The 17,913-nt window shown below is 61.1% G+C and carries 6 protein-coding genes; 4 read left to right on the forward strand and 2 right to left on the reverse strand.

The features are described 5' to 3' along the window. Window positions 1-1,020 precede the first annotated feature (1,020 nt). Both AB5975_23100 and AB5975_23105 read right to left on the reverse strand, forming a co-directional pair. Window positions 1,021-2,736 (reverse strand): AAA family ATPase, encoded by a 1,716-nt coding sequence (locus AB5975_23100; protein XDR19384.1) that lies wholly within the window; start codon window positions 2,734-2,736, stop codon window positions 1,021-1,023. Between the two features lie 8 nt (window positions 2,737-2,744). Then, window positions 2,745-3,680, reverse strand: coding sequence for a hypothetical protein (locus AB5975_23105; protein XDR19385.1), 936 nt, complete (start codon window positions 3,678-3,680; stop codon window positions 2,745-2,747). A gap of 1,321 nt (window positions 3,681-5,001) precedes the next feature. On the opposite strand from AB5975_23105, the gene AB5975_23110 reads away from it, so the two are divergent. The 4 genes from AB5975_23110 (at window position 5,002) to AB5975_23125 (ending at window position 17,893) form a co-directional block, all read left to right on the forward strand. Beyond that, complete coding sequence (locus AB5975_23110) at window positions 5,002-6,255, forward strand: DUF2235 domain-containing protein (protein ID XDR19386.1); 1,254 nt, start codon at window positions 5,002-5,004, stop codon at window positions 6,253-6,255. Window positions 6,256-6,413: 158 nt separating this feature from the next. After that, window positions 6,414-6,680: a hypothetical protein gene (locus tag AB5975_23115; GenBank protein ID XDR19387.1), complete on the forward strand. Its 267-nt coding sequence runs from the start codon at window positions 6,414-6,416 to the stop codon at window positions 6,678-6,680. A gap of 420 nt (window positions 6,681-7,100) precedes the next feature. Next, window positions 7,101-13,427 carry a hypothetical protein gene (locus AB5975_23120; GenBank protein ID XDR19388.1) on the forward strand — a complete coding sequence of 2,109 codons (6,327 nt, stop codon included), beginning with the start codon at window positions 7,101-7,103 and terminating at the stop codon, window positions 13,425-13,427. A 26-nt stretch (window positions 13,428-13,453) separates the two neighbouring features. After that, a complete protein-coding gene (locus AB5975_23125; protein ID XDR19389.1) occupies window positions 13,454-17,893 on the forward strand; it encodes a hypothetical protein in 4,440 nt (1,479 codons plus the stop codon). The last annotated feature ends 20 nt before the right edge of the window (window positions 17,894-17,913 follow it).

The raw sequence follows: 17,913 nt of genomic DNA on the forward strand, positions 1-17,913 counted from the left end.
CGGCCCGGCTAATGAGCTTCAAATCGGCATCGCGGTGGATGAAAGCGCGTGCTTCAGCCCACTCGGCAAACAAACCGAAATGGGTCAGCCAGACAACCGGATCGCCCGTCACGGGTTTTACGGGTTCGATTTGCGATTCGCTAATCAGCCCACCGCCCAGCGAAATTGCCGACGTAGCCAATGTTGCCGCCTCTCGCAGGTCGGCATGCTCTGCCAGGACGGACAAGTTACTGACGAACACGGCGTATGGCGTGAGTGTCGCCAGAAGCCTGCCGGGGAGGAGCGGTTCGGTACTGTAATTGGGCGGGAGCACGCGCCCCATCCGTTCGCGGCCAAGCGTTTCAGCGCGCCTGGATTCGTTGCCTAGGCCGCCATTCCAGCGCTCGTTGGCGGCTGCGGCAACATCGCAATCTCGTGAATCAGTTGAGGAGAAATGAAACGGGTCGGGAAGATTAGCCAGCAACAAGCTGAGTGCGCCGCGCCGCGCCGCGTTGTCGACGGCCACGACGGAGGCGCGTTCGAGTGATGGCAGTATCGGCCTCCACATCTGCCAATGGCGACGCAAACCCTCGGGGTTGAACGCTGCCCGCATTTCCAGCCGTGCCAGTGCAAGCGGCTCGGGTAAGTTGGAAAGGTCCCCATCCGAATCGTCGAAACGGTCACGCTCGGTCAGCCAGTGGCGCGCCTTCGCCCATTGGCCTGATCGCCAGTAGAACATGCGGATCGCGTCTGCCATCTGTGAACGCATGTCCAGACCTTGCGCGTCCATGACACTGCGCACGATGCTCACGCCTTCGGTCCAGTCCTGACGCTGAACCACCGCCAGAAGCTCACGCACGACACCTGTGTCGTCAGCCCAGCCACTGACCACCGCCTGCGAGGGCCGGAACTGGCTACTGCGCCCGCCGCGGCTGACCCGCACCAGATCGGCCGCGGCAAGCGGCAATTCCTCGAGTGTGTCGTCGTCGAATTGGGCGGCAATGTTGGCCGGTACGCTTGGCGTGGCGGGGTTGACGCGGGTCAACTGCAGTTGGTGATACACCGATTCGACCTGCGCCCAATTCGAAGGCTGCGCGGCAAACCAATGGATGGCTGCTGCATCGATTCGCGCGGATTGCCTGGGCGCGGATCGGTACAGCAGCGGCAGCAGCACTTTACGCATGTGGCTGAGGTGCTTGAGGAACCCGGCGCCCCCGGGTCATTTTCAACCAGCCAATGATGGGTCGCCAACTGCGTCAGCAAGTCATTTGCCCGCTGCTCGGTGATCGCCCCCAGCCCGAGCGCTGGGGCAAGCACCTTGCGGATCAGCTCCGCATTGATCCGCCGCACTACCAGCCCGGGGTGGGCCAGCCGCTTCAGGTCAGGGTCTGTGATGCGCGAAAGCAGCAAGCGATAGAGGAAGGCGGCGCTGACCTCCGCGCCGCGTTTGTGCTTGGGCAGGCTCTCGATGCCCGAACGCTTGGCGACTTCGGCGGCAAGCCGCAGCTTCAGCGGATTACCTTGCGCCAGTTCGAGCAACTCGTGCCGCAGATGCTCCGGTACCTCCAGCCTGGCTAGCAGGGCCAGGGCCGCGTCGTCCTCCAGGCCGGGCAGTTCCAGGCGGATCACGCGCCCCGGTGGTTGGCCGTTGGGCGAGCCCGTAGCCCCTGCCAGATCGATCTCGGGCAAGCTGTCTAGCGCGTCGCCCCGGCCGGCCGCCAGCACGTGCATCGGCTTCACGCCTTTGGTAACCAGTGCGTCGAGCCATTTGAACAACTCTTCAGGATGGGTCTCGCCACGGCCACGCAGCACTTCGAGCGTATCCAGCACGACCAGTACCGGTCGGCCTGATGCCGCCACCGCCTTGCCGAGCTGGCTTGCTAGCGACTCGGGCAGTTGTTGGCGAATACTCAACTGCGCCTTGGTGTCTCTCACCGTAACCAGGCCGGCGTCAAGCCGAGCGTCCATCAGTTCGCTGCAAGAAGCACCCAGTTGCTCTGCCAACTGACGGGTCGCCTCCATGGTCAGCCCGATCCTGTCCAGCACGTCCAGCCCCGCTCGGTCGAAGTCCAAACGCAGGAGCAGTGGTTGATGGTGCTCATAGTGGCGACGTACGGACTCAGCGAGCAATGTCGATTTGCCAATGCCAGCCCCGCCAGTCAGGAACAGGCAGGTGACGGGCGCCGCCATGATGGGATGTGAAAGCCACTGCTTGATCAGGTTGGACTCAGCCTCGCGCCCGAAGAAACCACGTTCCGCGACCCGACGCCGATTTTGCGCTCGGCTCAGTTCGGCCAGCGCTGACCGTGCGGGTTGCAGCAAATCGTTGGCCGGTGCGACTTCGCCCGCTCGGTCGAGTGCAACGATGACCCGCTCCAACTGCGACTGATCGCTGCGGCTTTCAATGACCCACTCGATATCCTTGCGCTGCAATGGTGGTTCGTTGAGCAGGACATTCAGCAAGTCCACCGTTTCCGGGTCTTGGGCGCTCTTGCGCCGTTCAGCGACTGCGGTGAGCAGTTGAGAAGGGGCGAGGGACTTGAGCAGGTCATGCCGCGATGACGTGCGCATCAGCCAGCGGTCGCGCGCACCGGCAGGGTTGGTATCGCAGACTTGCGCGAGACGGGTCGCCACCATGACAAGGCTGTCGGCTTCGACAGTGGATGCACACAGCTGTAATGCCTGCTTCGGCTCGAAAGGCCCCGACAGGGCTGCAAATAGCCATGCGGGATTCGCTGTATCGTCGCTTGCGCTCATATCTGGCCTCATTTCTCAAAGAGCTGTTTAAGCCGCGGCTGCAGCCGAGAGGCGATTTCGGTCCGAAGTACGCTGTCATAGCGATTATTGACGAGGTGCAGGCCCTCCAACGCCTCCTCGGTCCACTCTTCTACACGTTCAGGGCTGATGGAGCGCTGCATGGCATCACAGGCATATCGAATGAGGTTTTGCACATCCTCCTTCCTCACATCCGCGATGTATTCAATCATCAGGCCTGGCGCGCCTTCACCTTCGGCATCCATCTGAAACTGGAACTGGGCCCCCGGCATCTGGATGGCCTCGTAGCCCGCAAGGGCAACGCGCAGGTGCTTCAGTCGCAGGGCCTGGTCCACAAAGGCGGTCAGCGCCCAGCGGGATTCGTCGCCGAACATGACTGATGGGTGATCGAAGAACACCCAGAGTGTGATGCCCAAGGCCAATGCCTTGTCTTCGAGCGCTTGCGCCAGGTTGCGGCTGCGATCGGCGATCATGGCTTCAGGCTCCGTCTGGTCCACCCCGACGCCGCTCCGGGCCTGTGGCGGTGCGACCTGCAGACTGGCGTCCGCGGCACGACGGGCGATTTCGGCAGGCAGATCCTGGACCAAGGTGTCGAAGCTGACACGAATCACCCGGGCGTTGGGACTACGCGCCACCAACTTGTCGAGTAGCTCGTATGAGAAGGGCAAGCCCGATACGTCATGCTTGAGGTTGACGCGTCGAATCCACAAACCCCTGACGCGCGCCGCCCCGCGCATGGCCGCGTGGTAACCGACGAAGAATCCGTCGCGGCCGACGACCAGCCCGCTGTAGGGGGTGCCGTCGAGAGACCAGAGCTTTTCGGGCGTCTCGTCATTGGCGATGGCTTGATGCACGAGGCTGTGGAAACGTACCAACGGCACCAGGCGGCCACCGCCTGGCGCCCGGCCCTGATGAATGCCGACCAAGGAAAAACTGCTGTCGAAGCAGCCACCACCCGAGGATCCCCCTTGTTACCGTGAACACGATAGCCCCACCGTGCTGTCAGGTTGCGCAGTCTCTTCAGACTGGTGAATTCCAGACCCTGCCATTGGCCATTAGGGTGGGAGATCAGAATGATAGCTGCCGGGCCGATGTATTCGTAGGGAGGCGATGCCAGGGTGGCAAAGGACAGGTGAATGCCTGCGGGTTGCCTCAGTCGCAACAGTGCTACATCGTGGCGGTCGATGACCTCAGCGTCGGACTTGGGGGCGCGGCCTTCATACCACTCGACATCAGCACAAGGGGAGGAGGCTGGCGCCAGCATGAACGCACCGATGGTGCGTCCGTCAGAAAGCACCACTTCGATAGTCGGCTGTGTTTCTGACGGTGTGCGAGGCCCGTCCACGGCAACTACATGCCATGCTGTCAGCGCCGAGCTAGGCCCGACAAGCACGCCACTGCCTTTGATAACGCCATCGACTCGGACCTTGCAGCGAAAGGCCCTGGCACGATCAAGGAAACCAGGCAGATTGATGTCGTCGATGTGCACCCACCTGGGGTCTATCTGATCGCTCGGCTCACCAAGCAGCGGGTTTGTGCTTGACGCCACCTTCAACAGCCCCCGTGCACGCAGCGCCTCTACAAAGGTGGCCAGGCAGCCAATGCATTCGAGCATGTTTACCCAAAACCGCGCCCGCTCTTGATTCTTCGATTCTGCGCCGGCGTCCAGGCCCTCTGCGCTCGGAATAGTCGCTTCGCGTCCCACCCGTATTTGCGCCAGAGCCTCAATGACCAGGGCGCGTGAATCGGGATCACGAATAATGGATGCGATGACCTTCTTGTCGAAGGTCTGCCGGGGGCTGCGTTGACGATTCGGCATCAGGTAGACCTCGCACCATCCGCCGTGTTGATCACGGCCGGGGGAAACGCTGTACTGTCCGATACCGCAATAAACCGGACCCCTAGTATGAGGCGATTGCTCTTACGTCGGAATTCCGATTGCGTTGCACGCGGGCCTGGAACCCACTTTCAATATAGTAGAAGTTCGTGGGTCTATATGGCCTGGCCGCATGTTTTGGGCGAGGAGGCGCCCCTATCCATCCTTGGTTCGAAAAGTGGACCACGTTATAGCGAAGTACTTGATGGCAAAGCGGCGTTAACTTTGCTATGCCTTGAATTAGCTTCCCACGATTTGCCCAACAGTTGTCACGTCCCGGATGTGGGGTCACCGTAGTCCTGACTGGTCGAATGGCAGCGAGGGCGCTCGCTTGACTGATTCGGACAGCACAACCGCGAGGCTACCCGATCATGGCGCGCCAGCTTGTTCTCTGCATTGATGGAACAAATAACCGCTTCTCTGATGAACCCACTAATGTCCTGCGCATTTTTCGAACACTGCCCAAGAACAGTGAGACGGTGCTGACCTACTACGATCAGGGTGTCGGCACCTTTGGGCTAAGTGAAACCCTGTTCGAATGGCAAAAGCTGCCTTCACGTATTGCCGGGCTGGCGTTTGGCTGGGGGATCAAGCGCAATGTGCTCAATGCTTACCGGTTTTTGATGGAACACTATAAGCCCAACGATCAAATTTTCATCTACGGTTTTTCTCGGGGTGCCTATGCGGCTCGAATCCTGGCCGCCATGGTCCACACCCTTGGGCTACTTCCCGCCCATCAGGCGCAACAACTGGATTTCGCCTGGTCATTGCTGACTACCCAACCGCGCGCAAAGAATGGAAGTGTCGAGCCGTCGCTCGATCAGGTGTTCCGCTACATCGGCTGGTGGCTGACCGCGCATAAGCAGCCGGACTTTGAATTGATGAAGCAGTTCAAGGCAACTTTTTCCCAAACGGTAGCGATTCGCTTTCTAGGGTTGTTCGACACCGTCAGTTCCGTGGGTTGGGTTTACGACCCGTTGTCCGTGCCCTATACCGCACGAAATCCCGGCGTCGACATCGTCCGCCATGCGGTATCGATTGACGAGCGGCGCTGCTTTTTTCGCCAGAACCTGTGGAGGCCCAAGGCGACTGATCCGAAACCTGTGGATCTGAAACAGGTGTGGTTCGCTGGCGTGCATTGCGACGTTGGCGGCGGCTACCCGCCAGAAGAAGCGCAGTTGGCCCTGATTGCCTTGCGCTGGATGATCGGGGAGAGCCTGGAAGCCCAGTTGGATATCGACGTTCCCTCCTGTCGAAACGAGCTGTACCCAAGCGCCTGTCCTGTACCAGACCCGCTTGCCCAAGCCCACCAGTCGCTATCCGGCCCCTGGATGATTGCAGAATGGGTACCGCGGTTGGTCTGGGATCTCCATACCCATACGCGAACCCTCTTGAACGGGTCGATGCCACCGTTTGGAAAGCCCAGAGGGAGGGTCATTCACGAAGCGCAGGGGCAGCGCGTGTTCGTGCATGAATCCGTGCTTGCCAGGTTGAATGGCGCATTGATCAAAGACCAGCCGTGGGGGGATGCGCCAAACTATCAACCCGAGAATGTTGACCGAACGCTGATCGATACGGTCTCCGACTCCCCCTTACTTTCTCGGCATGGTCTACAGCCAGTTTAAGCCCCCTGAGGGCTTGGCCGAGAACGTGATGATAAAGAAGAGGCGCACTATACGTAATGCTGAAAAATTATAATGCGTTACCTTCGATCAAGCGGCGTTGAGCTAGCCTGAACGTGCTTGTCGACTAAGTTGATGAACAACACAAGCAGGAGGTTGTCATGCCCGTAGTGTCTTTCGAAAATGGCGAGTACGAGTGGGTTGCAGTTTCTCTGCGCTGGGGAATGACCAAGAAAAATTTTACGCTGGCAGTGGGTTCAAATCCAGAAGTTGTTGACACGCACGGCGCGCCGGTGCGCTATGCGTGGAAACCAGACAACGAAGTGATAGACGAAACGGAGTTTAATAAATACGCGGTTGAGCTTGATAGCGATGCTGTCATCTATTACGGGAACCCGCTGGCAGGACGCGTTCCAGTCACACATTAAGTGCTCTGGCACTAAGTTGCTAAGCGCGGTGCGCGTTACGTCGCAACCGCTAACGCCTATGCCGTGTTACTGCCCGTGTTAAAAAGTGGGCTGAAACACGTTGCTTGACCCTGCCTAAGTATCAACTTTCTTCGCGTGTTTGCTCACGGCTTTGGCCTTGGCTACCTGCCGTTGCAACGCTGCTACACTCACGCCTGTCCGCGGGCTCAATGCTGTGCTGCGATGCCACGTTTTTTGCTCAGAAGTTCGATAAACACTAAGGGCACTCTTATGGATATCAGGCTTTTTTTGCGAACGGCAGCACAGGGTGGCAATTCGGTTGAGCTGAAACTGGCTCTCGAAGTCTCCGCTAAAGCAGTGCAAGGTGATCTGCAACGTCTTGCGCAGGCTTTGGACGAGGCGAAGGTGGGCAGGCCTGCGTTGAGGCACAAAGTCTTCGAAGTGGCGCAGTTGAACATCACCTGCGAAGGCACCTTGCATGGCTCAGCGCTCTCGGGTGCACAGCACTTCCCCATCAAGCTGGATGTACCGGGCGTGCTGCTCGACGAAGACCCTTCAGGCGCACTCGTGCTGCGCAAGCCCGATGACCTGGCTGGCGACCTCAAGGCCCTTGACACGTTGGCCCAGGCAAAGACTACGGCAGCGGCCAAAGATCAAGTCGCGCAGATGTCGGTGATCTTGGCCAGTGCGCGCACGGCGCTTGCCAGCACATTGGCACGACTTGAGATAACCCTCGGTGCTGGCGCGCAGCAATGCGCGTTCTTCGGCTGCACCCAAATCTTCGGTTCGGCCTCGGTCAATGCAGGGCTGTCCATCGATCTTGAAGCACTTTTGCGCGCTGCTCAGGGAGAGCCGCCTTCCGGGCAGCCAGTCTTGCGAGCGCAGCTGACCGCGCGTATCGGCTTTGAATTCAACGCGACCGAGCACCGTGCCGGGCAAGTCGAGCTAACTTGCCAGGTTAATGACGTGCCCACTGACGCGTTATCTCGTTTGGTCGAGTTGATCACGCAAGTGGACCTGCCAACGTTCGAACAGATGCCGTGGCTGGGCTTCGACTTGCCGGCCATGCCGTTTCCTGACTTATCGCTCGACGGACTGAGTCTCGGTGACCCGGTGCGGTTGTTCGATTTCGGTTTGCCATTGCCGAACCTCCACCTACCGTCGCCACCGCTCAAAGTCACCTGGGCCACCAGCCCGGAGTTGAAATTCTCAGTGCTAGACGGCGAGTTGAGCATTGCCACCAGCACGGAAGGCGCGGCCAGTATCGAGTGGACATTAGCGAACCCACCTCTATGGATCGCGGGGTTGAGTCACTTCAAGATCCAGGGTGCCAACGACCGCTACCAGTTGAGTGGAAGCCTTGAGATCAATGGCAGTGCGGACCATGTAGTCGACGCGATAACGGGTATTGGGGCCCAGACGGCGCTACCGGTCACGGTCGATCTGGACGACATGCACTTAGTTTTCAATTCGGAGAACGTCGACGGCACCAAGGGGCCCCTAACGCTCGATCTGGCAACCGGTAAAGCAGTTGGCACCCTGAGCGCGAGCATCGTGTTCCCCAAGGTGGTGATTCGCGCCAAGGACGATCCACGGCTGCTGTTGGCCTTCAAGGCGAAGTACCAGGTTTCGCTGGTCAACACCCGCGCTGTCGGGCGCCTTACCGAGCTCAGCATCATCGATCCCTATCCCTTGGAACTGATCGCCGTCGCAGCCGAAACGGTAATCGAAGGGGTGGTCCGCTTGGTCGGCCTGATACAGCTGCCCGGCGCGCCCTCCACCCCGATCTACCCAGGGCTGCCGGCCATGCCAGATGCTTCGGCGCTGGTCGATCGCCTGGGCAAGCTGTTGGCGGCCAGCCTGAAATGGATGGCACGCCACGCCGGCCAAGCGCTGGGCGCCGCTGCCGGGGTGCTGGGTAGCCTGGTCGAAGCCACCCTGGACTTGATTGGTCGAGTGCTCGAACTGCTCGGCAAGGGGGCGAAACAGGTTTTCAGCCATGTAGCGGTCGAGGTGCGGATCGATGCTCGCAGCTGCGCGCTGAAGCAGCTGCTGATCACCCCGGTTGAAAACCCAACCCACACTGACCAGGGCCCGATCGAAGCGTTGGCGTTCGCCGGGCTGGAGTTGATAGTACCGGCTGAGTGGGCGCCGACACTGCTGTTGGACTTCTCAAGGGGCCTGGTAGCGGCCTTGCTGGTGTCTCCCAAAGGCGAAGCAGATTCCAAGAACGTGCTGGAGCTGTCGACCGACCTGTGGCTCAAGCGTGCGGATGCGCCGGTGGAAGCGGTGCGCGACACCGACCTGGATGGCGTACGTCCCAAGTCGCGGCTGCTTCAACTGCGCGGTTGGAAGAAGAAAGATACCGTGATTGCCCTGGCCGTATTGGAGCAAGGCAAGCTGTCGTTCTTCCAGAGCCTGCTCGAACACAGACCCGCTTCGGAAAGCTTGAAGGTCGACGGCGGTGTAACGCTCACAATTGGCCAATTCAGCGGTACACCGACCTTTACCGAACTGCGTACGGAGGACTTCGACGGCTCGCTGGGCTACGACTTGGATAAAGCCAAACGCCTGCTGCCATTCTTCGGGACGGCCGGAGAAAACCAGGACAAGACGCCCGGCAAGCCAGCGGGCAAACTGATGGACAAATTGAACCAGTACGTGGAGGTGGAAGGCGCCGACAAGGTGCAGTTGAGCGGTTCCTCGCTGACCTTGCCGCTAAAGGCGATCATTCATCTCGATGCGTTCTCCACCGCGTTGAGCATTCGCCTGAAGTTCGACTTGAACACCCTGACTGCCCGGCTGGAGGCGGACGAGGCATGCGAAATCAGGGGCAAGCCCGAGCCGGGGGACCTGTTTGGCTTGACGTACCTTATTCGTCCAAAATCCGGAAAGCTCGACGAGAAAGGCGAGTTTGCTCAGTTCGCACTGGATTTCTCTGCTGGCGCCCCAAGAATGGCGTTGCACAAGGACGCCGAAATCGACCTGTTCTACTCAAGGCTTGGCGGCGGCGGGCGCGGGTTGGTGTTCAAGGTGTCGGAGTTCGTGGTCGGCCAGGGGTTGTTCGATATCGTCGCCGAGGTCGACCCCAGCGAGCCGGTGACCCTTCCCGGTGTCGACATGCCATTCCGCTTCGATGCCGGCAAATTGGTCGTGAAACGCGGCGAAATCCAGGCCTTCTCCATCAACGGCAGTGGGCAGCTGCCACCGGAACTGGTTGGCCAGGCCAATTGCAAGGTGACCTTGAGCCTGGGCCGAGAGCCTGGCAATGGGCGCCTGGCCGTACTGGCCTGCGACGCGCAGCTGGACAAAACGCAAAGCCCGATCGTTTGCCACGCCACACGCTTCGAGTTGACCATCACCAAGCTGGGGTTCGCCCTGGTCGACATGGCTGGGGAGGGCGGCTACCAGTTCTATTTCCAGGTGACCGGCAGCTTGGTCTTTGCACCTGTACAAGATGAGTTTGCCGATACCTTCCTCAAACACTTGCGCGGCCTCAAAATTAGCCTCAACAAGGCGCCCCTGGCCCGGGACATCAGCCGCCTGGCGCGGGCGATCAGCTTCCAGATTCCCATAGAGCCCAGGGTGACCTTCAACCTGTTCGATGTCTTCGCCTTCGAGCTGCGAGGCATCGGCTACCTCGGCTCGTGCGAGGCCTTTGGCGGTGACCCGGCGCTGGTGATCTGCGGGCAGGCCAGGCTCACTCCCAACAGTGACACGATCAGCGCCCGAATCGACTTGCATAACATGTACATCTCGACCCAGGTCAAAGGCGCCCGCTTGCCACGTGTGCGCTTCGATGGCCTGGGGGTATCCCTGTCGATGCAGGCAGGTACAGTGGAAGCTACCGCGATCGCCGTGGACGGTAACCTGCCGACGTTGTATCCCGCTGATGTGCTGCCGGCGGGTATCAAGGCACGCGGCTTCCTTGCCTCGGGGCGTCTCAACCTCAAGAGCTGGGCGTCGATGAGTGCGTCCATGGGCTTTCTCGAGTTGGAGGACGCCCAGGGCGATAAGCGCCATGCGTTCTTCCTGTACGGGGAAATGGGCAAGCTGTCCACCGAGATACCCACACCGGTCAAGCCGATCTATCTGCGTGAAATGGGCTTTGGCATCGGATATCGCTATACCCTCGCGGGCCTGCGGCGCGCAGACGCGGTGACCACGCCGCAAGCATTGGTCGAAGTGCTCGACGATGTCTCGCGCTATCAAAATGACCTTGCACGCTTCGAAGCCTGGGAGCCAGAAGCGACCGGCGATCGGCTGACCCTGGCACTAAGGGCCATGCTGTCGCTGGAGTCGGCATCGCAGGACGGCAGCCTCAGCGACGATGAAGCGAAACTGCCAAACCTTTTGCTGATGGATGTGGCCGCTGCCTTGCGCTCGGACCTGACCTTCCTCATGACGGTCAGGGCCTGGCTGTGCGTGAATTATGCTGACTGGGCGAATGCCACCGATCGCCAATCCATTGCATCGCGCCCCACCCTGCGTGGCTACCTGTACCTGTCCGCGCCTCGTCAGGAGTTTCTGGCTCGCCTGCTGTCCGACCCCAACGGTTTGATCGGAGAGCATCCGAAACTCCCTGAACCGATGATAATGGCGTTCAGGGCCGTGACTTGGTCGGCCACCCTGTATACCCGACCGGGGCTGTTTCATTACGAGCTTGGTTGGCCCTACGAGCTGAAGTTCGAGTTCACGGAGGATGCCTTTGGCATCACCTGCGAAGGTGGCATGGTGATGCGTATCGAGGATGCCTCGATCCTTTATGGTATTGCCTTCCGCGCCAAGGGCTTCGCGCGTATCGGCGGGAAAGTCGGCGGTCGCTCGCTCGGCGCCTCAGCGGTGGCGGAAATGGATTTTGCCCTCGACGCCAAGTTCATCGCATTGATCTCCCTGAAACAACCCAGCGACACACTGTTTTACGGCTCGCTGGCGTTCAGTTGCACGGTGAACATCGAAGTGCGGGTGTGGATGGAGATCGACCTGGGTTTCGACGAGATTCGCATCGAGATCGGCCAGCGCCTGAGCCGTACACTGTCCTTGGCCTTGGAGGTTGCGGTGCAAGCGAACGGCGTCGCCGGCCGAGGCGCGGCAAGCATGTCTTTCGCGGCATTCGGGCGAACGCTGAGCCTGTCCATCGGCTTTGCGTTCGACGAGCCCAAGCTTGAGCAGGCCCGCCAGCGTGTCGCGCGTTTCTTGACACTGGGGTTGAGCGCCGCGATACCAAACCCTGAACAAGGCCTGGCGCCGCCACCGGCTCAGCCACCGGCGAAAAACGACCCTAAACTAGAGCAACACGCCGACAAGCATGCGGTGTTGAGCGAGGTCGAGGACGAGCAGCCTGAGATCCAACCGCAGGTCTGGATCAAGATTGGCGGTGATGAGGTCGGCCAGCCTCGGTTCTGGGCGATGCTGTTCGAAATACCGGCAAGCCCGGGCAACTATGTCATGCAATTGATACCGCGCGACCATACGGAAATCGACGCAGCCCTCACACTCCCGCAAAAAGCCTCCACGTTCTTCGCCCACCCCGGAGAAAACTTTGGTAAGGATCCGAACGCCGCGACTCCAGCCTATGAGCTCAAAAGCACCACTGCGCTGCAGCGGCTGCTCAGCGATGGTACGCAGGATCAAGGCTCCAGCCTCGATGCCTGCTACAGCAGGCCCTTGGCAGTGTCCGATAAGGGCAAACCGCTGCTCCTGCATCACCTACTTGAGCAGTGCTTCGTGCCCGATGAAGCGCAGTTCGATAAAAAAACCGGGCAGGTTACCAAAAGTCGTTTGACAGATCCCCCGGTACCCAAACAGCCTGGCTACGAAGCTATTCACGCGAAGGACAGCGGGGCGCATGCCACTGCGGAAAAGGCCGCCGAGGACTTGCGCCTGGCCTCCAGCGACATGATGAAGCTGTCGCTCAAACGCGCGCAGTGGCGTGCGACGGAAGAGCGCCGTTCCTCGGTGATCGCCTCGGTGGTTGCTTCCGCACAGGCCATTGCCCGCCAGACACGCTTGTCCGATACCGGCGCAATGATTTGGCCAACACGGCCGCAGCCTCTTACCAACCAGGCGCAACTCGATGCGCGTGATCTTGGCCTGACGTTCTGGGTCGACGAGACGGCGCTTGGCGCTCTGTTCAACCTAGAAGATGCATCGGCACAGCTGCCGCCCAAATCCACCTTCACGGTTTGCGCTGTCGGCACCTCCAACCTGCATGTGGAAGCGCAACCGAATAGCGTGTATCTGTTCAACCCGCCCAGACGGTTCTTCGACCGCGCCAACCCGCAACTCAGGCAACCCAGAACTTGGTTCGACGCGCAGGGCGTTGGCCTGGACTGGGACCTGGAGCCCGGTTGGGGCGAGTCCGGCGGCATATGGAACGATCCTGAGTTCCACTTGCAGCATTACGAAATAGAACGCTTGATTTTGGTTGGCGCCAGCGTCGCATCGGGGATCGCGCCAATCAGCGTGCAGACAAAGGCCAGCGCACCACTTGCCGCTGAGGTGCAAGACCGCACCGTCAGTTGGAGGCGCATACGCCCGCTGGCCCAGTTCATCGATGATTTTGCCGATCTGCCGGCAACCGTTCGACCGGCATTCCGGAAACAGGGCCAAACAGACCTGCAAGGCTACAAAGCCATCCTGGATGCTTTCAATGAATTGCGCGCAGGGGGGACAAGCCGCTTCCTGTTCGTATCGTCTACACCGTGGTTCCGGTCGACATCACCGGGCACCGCGGCACGGGGCTGACAATCACGCATGAACTGGCGCGACCAGTGCTGCCGCAAACCGCATTGGGCAAGGTCGAGTGGATCGCACGCTTTGTAACCTTCCCCGGCTTGCCGGGTGCTGGCCTGCCAACGTTGCTGCTGCGTATCGATGACCTGCTGGACCGCGAGCGAGACGATCAGGAGCAACCCCAACGGCTTCCCGCCAGGGGCACCCGCTTCCTGCTCAAAGTCCGCCCTGAGCGGGCAATGCCACTGGGCGAGTTCGCCGCCGACAGCATGGGCATGGCCCTGCAACGCCCAGGGCCGGCCGAGTTCGAGCGCTCTCAACAGGGCGACCAAACGTTCGAACTGGAGCTGCTATGGCCGGCCGGGACAGAGGACTCGGCCAGTGCGAGCATGCGCTATCGGCGCCTGCATGGGCTGGACTTCATTGCCATTGGTGGCCCTGCCTCGAACCTGCGCCTAGGGTTTGCCGACGCAGGGCGCACCCAGGCAGCATGGCTGAATCTGCTGCTGTCGGCGTTGGGGATCGACGATAGCAATACCCGTGCGGCACCGCTCCCGGTTCGCTGTGCAGTCAAGCGCACGCATCGGCCACGGGTGCCCAATGCTTCGGTACGCGAGGCTGACGTGGTGGCGTGCCCGTCGCCATGGATTGCCGTGGACATGGCGCTGCGCGTGGAGACCGATCAAGCCGACCGCCTTGGCCGGCCGATTGCCAACCCAGTGGACATGCCGGTCGAGGTCTTCGAGTGCCCGCTGATCGCAGGCTATCTGCCGCTGGAGTTCGCGGACCTCGACGCGCGGGCAGGGCGCCTGCTGATCGATTATCCAGGCGCACACGCGACACTGGCCGACCTGACGCACCATAGTGAAGATGCGCTCTCACGCCAGCGCGATGGCGAGCGGCGAATCGCCACCCAGCTCAGGTGGGCAACCTGCCCACGCTGCGATGCACCCGGTTACATCGGTGGCTACGACGTATTCGAGATAGATTTGGGCAGCGTGATCGACAAGGACGAGCAGATCGCTGCTGCCCGCCATGTGGCCCGCGCGCGACTACTCGACCCGCGAGTGGGTAAAGCCGACCCTGCGGGGATAGAAGATTTTGCCGCCGTGGAGGCGTTCTATCCAAGCGAGACGCTCAGGCTGGAGCAGAGCGGCGGGCAGGTGGGCATGGCCCGTCGGCGTGCCTGGTACACGGGCGCCGAAAGCCTGCTGGCCTGGGCACGCCCGACGCTGCGCCGGTCGGTTGGTTTGGCCGTGGACGAGGTCGACCTGGCGGCGCTGTTCGACAAGGGCCGGCCGACTGTGATCGAAGTAGCCTGGAGCGCTCGCGATAGTGAGCCAGCGCTCAAAGCGCCGGAGTTCTATTACGATGGCAGCCTGGCTGACGGCACCATCCCCGCCGACGCCATCCCTGGACCTTTCCCATTCGACACCTTCACAAACGACAAATGCTGGACCGTAGGGGCGGTTCGCAAGCTACTGAACGGGCTGGTGTTGGCCAAGGATGCGCAGCAGTGGGCGAAAGAGGGCTGGGTCGAAGCCTACGTGACGGGAAGCGATGCCAATCGTTTCAACAACCTCTCGCTGACCCTGACCGGCAAGCGCGGCAAGGGTATTACTGGGCAGACCTCCGTGGTGGTGGATCTGGACCAGCGGCTGCACCCGTTGTTGGTGGATGTGGTCGATGCGCTGCGCTGGGACTGGGTCAACGTCAACGCGCCATACCGGCGCTACCGTCCCGTGCTGGAAGCGGCACCCGCAACCAAGGTTACCCAGATAGAAGCGCTGCTGGATGAGCGCCCGGCAGAGCGCGACCCTTATGGTTGGGCGGTGCTGCGCACGCTGGGGTTGGCGCAGGGGCTGCGCCTGTTCGACATGACCACGGCCGATTATGTGCTTCCACGCGACACACTGAGCCTTGTCGAGCAGGCTTGTGGCCGAGTACTGAAGCGCTACGCCGGGATGGACTGTGGTGTACCTCTTATCGACCAGTTCGCGCGTCCCGATGGGTTGATGAGCACAAGCAGCTTTGATGGCGGCATGGACCAGGTCGACGTCAAGCACCTGCTGGACGACGAGTTGGTTTGCATGATCCAACTATCGCTGCGCCCAGTACCTGAGGCCATGCGGCGAGCGCAGTCGGCAGGGCCAGATGCGTGGGGCAACGCGCCGGTGCGCTATTTCGCGGTTACCCTCACGCCAGAGAGTGACGCTAAGAAAGACAACTCGCCCGTGCAACTGGATACCGCTGCGCTTGAAGACAGCGTATTGATCGACTTGCTCGACCCCAGCGGCACGGTCAACGGCGGTAAGGTCATCACCTTGGCCAAGCAGACAGACGGCCCGGCAGCCCAAAGTTTCGCGGGCGGTCGAAGCGTCAGTGGCACATTGAGCGTGGAGCGTAACGGGCAGGTGTTGCTGCTACGGGTGATCTCGCCAACTGCCGATGGCCAGGAACAGGCCTTCAAGCTGTTCTCCGAGCGTTTTGCCCCGAAAGAACACAGAAACCCCTTTGTATCCGGCGACCATACTGGCCTAACGCCAAATTGTTGGGGGCATTTTGATGATCCGTTCGAACAATTCCCCACGCTGGACGCGCAAGCCGTCACCACACTTGTCCAAGGGAACGGCTTGATTGCCGCCAATGCGCAGGCGAAGGGCAACTTTGCTGATTTCGCCTGGTACGCCTGGCGTGCGTTCAAGACCACGTCGGAAAAGGTATTGCCCGATTCGCAGCGCTCGGCAGTGCTCAAACGCTGGCCAGGGTTCATCGACCGCTACCTCGTTCATGGCCTGGCGCATGCGGATTCACTGAATGCATCGAGCATTCCCTTCGCACTGGCCACGTTGACGCAGACGGCGCCATTGCGTCTGGTTCCTGATGTCGATGGGACCATGCACCTGCTCTTGCTGCACAAGGACCGGTTTGCCCGCAGACGGCGTTATGTGGTTCGCCCACTGGGTCGCTACGACGCCTTGCTGGCCGCCTGGGATGCCGCGATGGTGGGTGTTGATCCGGACCGTGCGCCACGTGTGCGCCTGCCCTGGGTGGCCCAACCTGCGTTGGCCGACAGTTTTGTCGAGCTGGTCGACGACCGTACACCGGCGGCGGTGCGTTTGCCGCAGATGAAAGTGAAACAGGGCGCCGACCCGTTGTCGAACTGCTCCGTGGATGTGATCATGCCGCGCACCGAGCCGCTTGCCGACCCGGTCGTGCTGAGCGCCAAGCGGTTGGACGCCGGTACGGGAACCGAGCGTCGACCTGGGCGGCTGCTGGAGTTCGTGGTTGCGCGGCACCCAGAGGAAATCGCTGCCGAAGCGAACATTCACTTGGCCGACGCCCTGCAGTTCGAGCACCAGGCGTTCGGCTTCTGGCGTGAGTTCGCCGAGCCCCGTTGGGCGCGCGCGTTCGGGCTGGTCGATTGCTTGCCGGCGCTGGGCGCAAGCACCCCGGTCAAACCTGGTGCGCTTATGCTCACAGGCCCCACGCTGGCGGAGATCGAGCAGCCTTACGCCGGCGGTAAGCAGGTCGCCGCTACCACGCTCCCTGAGCGGTTCGTCGATGGCTGGCGGGGGATAACGGTACTGCGTACGCAATCGGTCCCGCACTTCTATCGCCTCCATATGGCGGTGTTCGCAGCGGCGGGTGTGGTGGTGTCGAGGCCGATTGCCGCCGTGATTCCTGAAGGCGGTTATCAGTTGGGCTGGTCCAGCGACGACCCTGACAAGCGGCCTGCATGGCAGGTAGTCAGGGATGATACGAAGGTCACGGCGGTGGTCACGCTGAGGATACCACTGGTGCGCAACCTCGACGGCATGCATGACGCCGACCGCAGCGTCTGGATCAATGACCCCCAGAAGCCACCTGAGGTGTTCCTCCTGCCCGACCCGCAAGTGGTCTACGAATTGTCGACCCGAATCGTGGCGGGTGCTGGTGACGTGAATGGCTTGGGCGGTGAGCGTTCGCCGGAAATCGAGTTCCTGGCGAAGACGACTGACGCGGATGCACCCGCCTATGTCAACCGCGTCGCCGGCACAGGGTTCCAGGTCGACGAGCAGACCCCGGTCAGCCGGCTTCAGACACCCAATTTGCCTTGGTGGTTATGCCCTGAACTGCGGGGGCCGCGGACAGTGCCGGCCGCACCGCCGCCCACAGCACTGCTGGACCAGCAGTTGAACGCGCTGGGAACGCTGCATGTTGCCCCTGCCGAGTGGGCAACCGCCAATGCTCCTTGGCCGTTGGCACATGCGCGCGTGACTATCAAACCGCCACCGGCACCGCGAAACCCGGTGGCATGGAAGCAATGGCAGGGCAGGCTTGCAGAGGTCGAGCAAGCGCTGGCAGGTTATCTCCCAGCGCCTGCGGTAGGGGGGCTCAGGAGGCGCTCTGGGCTGCGCTTGTGTACATCAGGCGCTTCCTCGCGGTGGCCGATCAAGCCAACCACGAGGATGAGGCGTGGCGCCAACTCACCCTAAACAGGGACATCGTGGCGGCG

This window comes from Pseudomonas putida (assembly GCA_041071465.1).
Lineage (GTDB): Bacteria > Pseudomonadota > Gammaproteobacteria > Pseudomonadales > Pseudomonadaceae > Aquipseudomonas > Aquipseudomonas putida_P.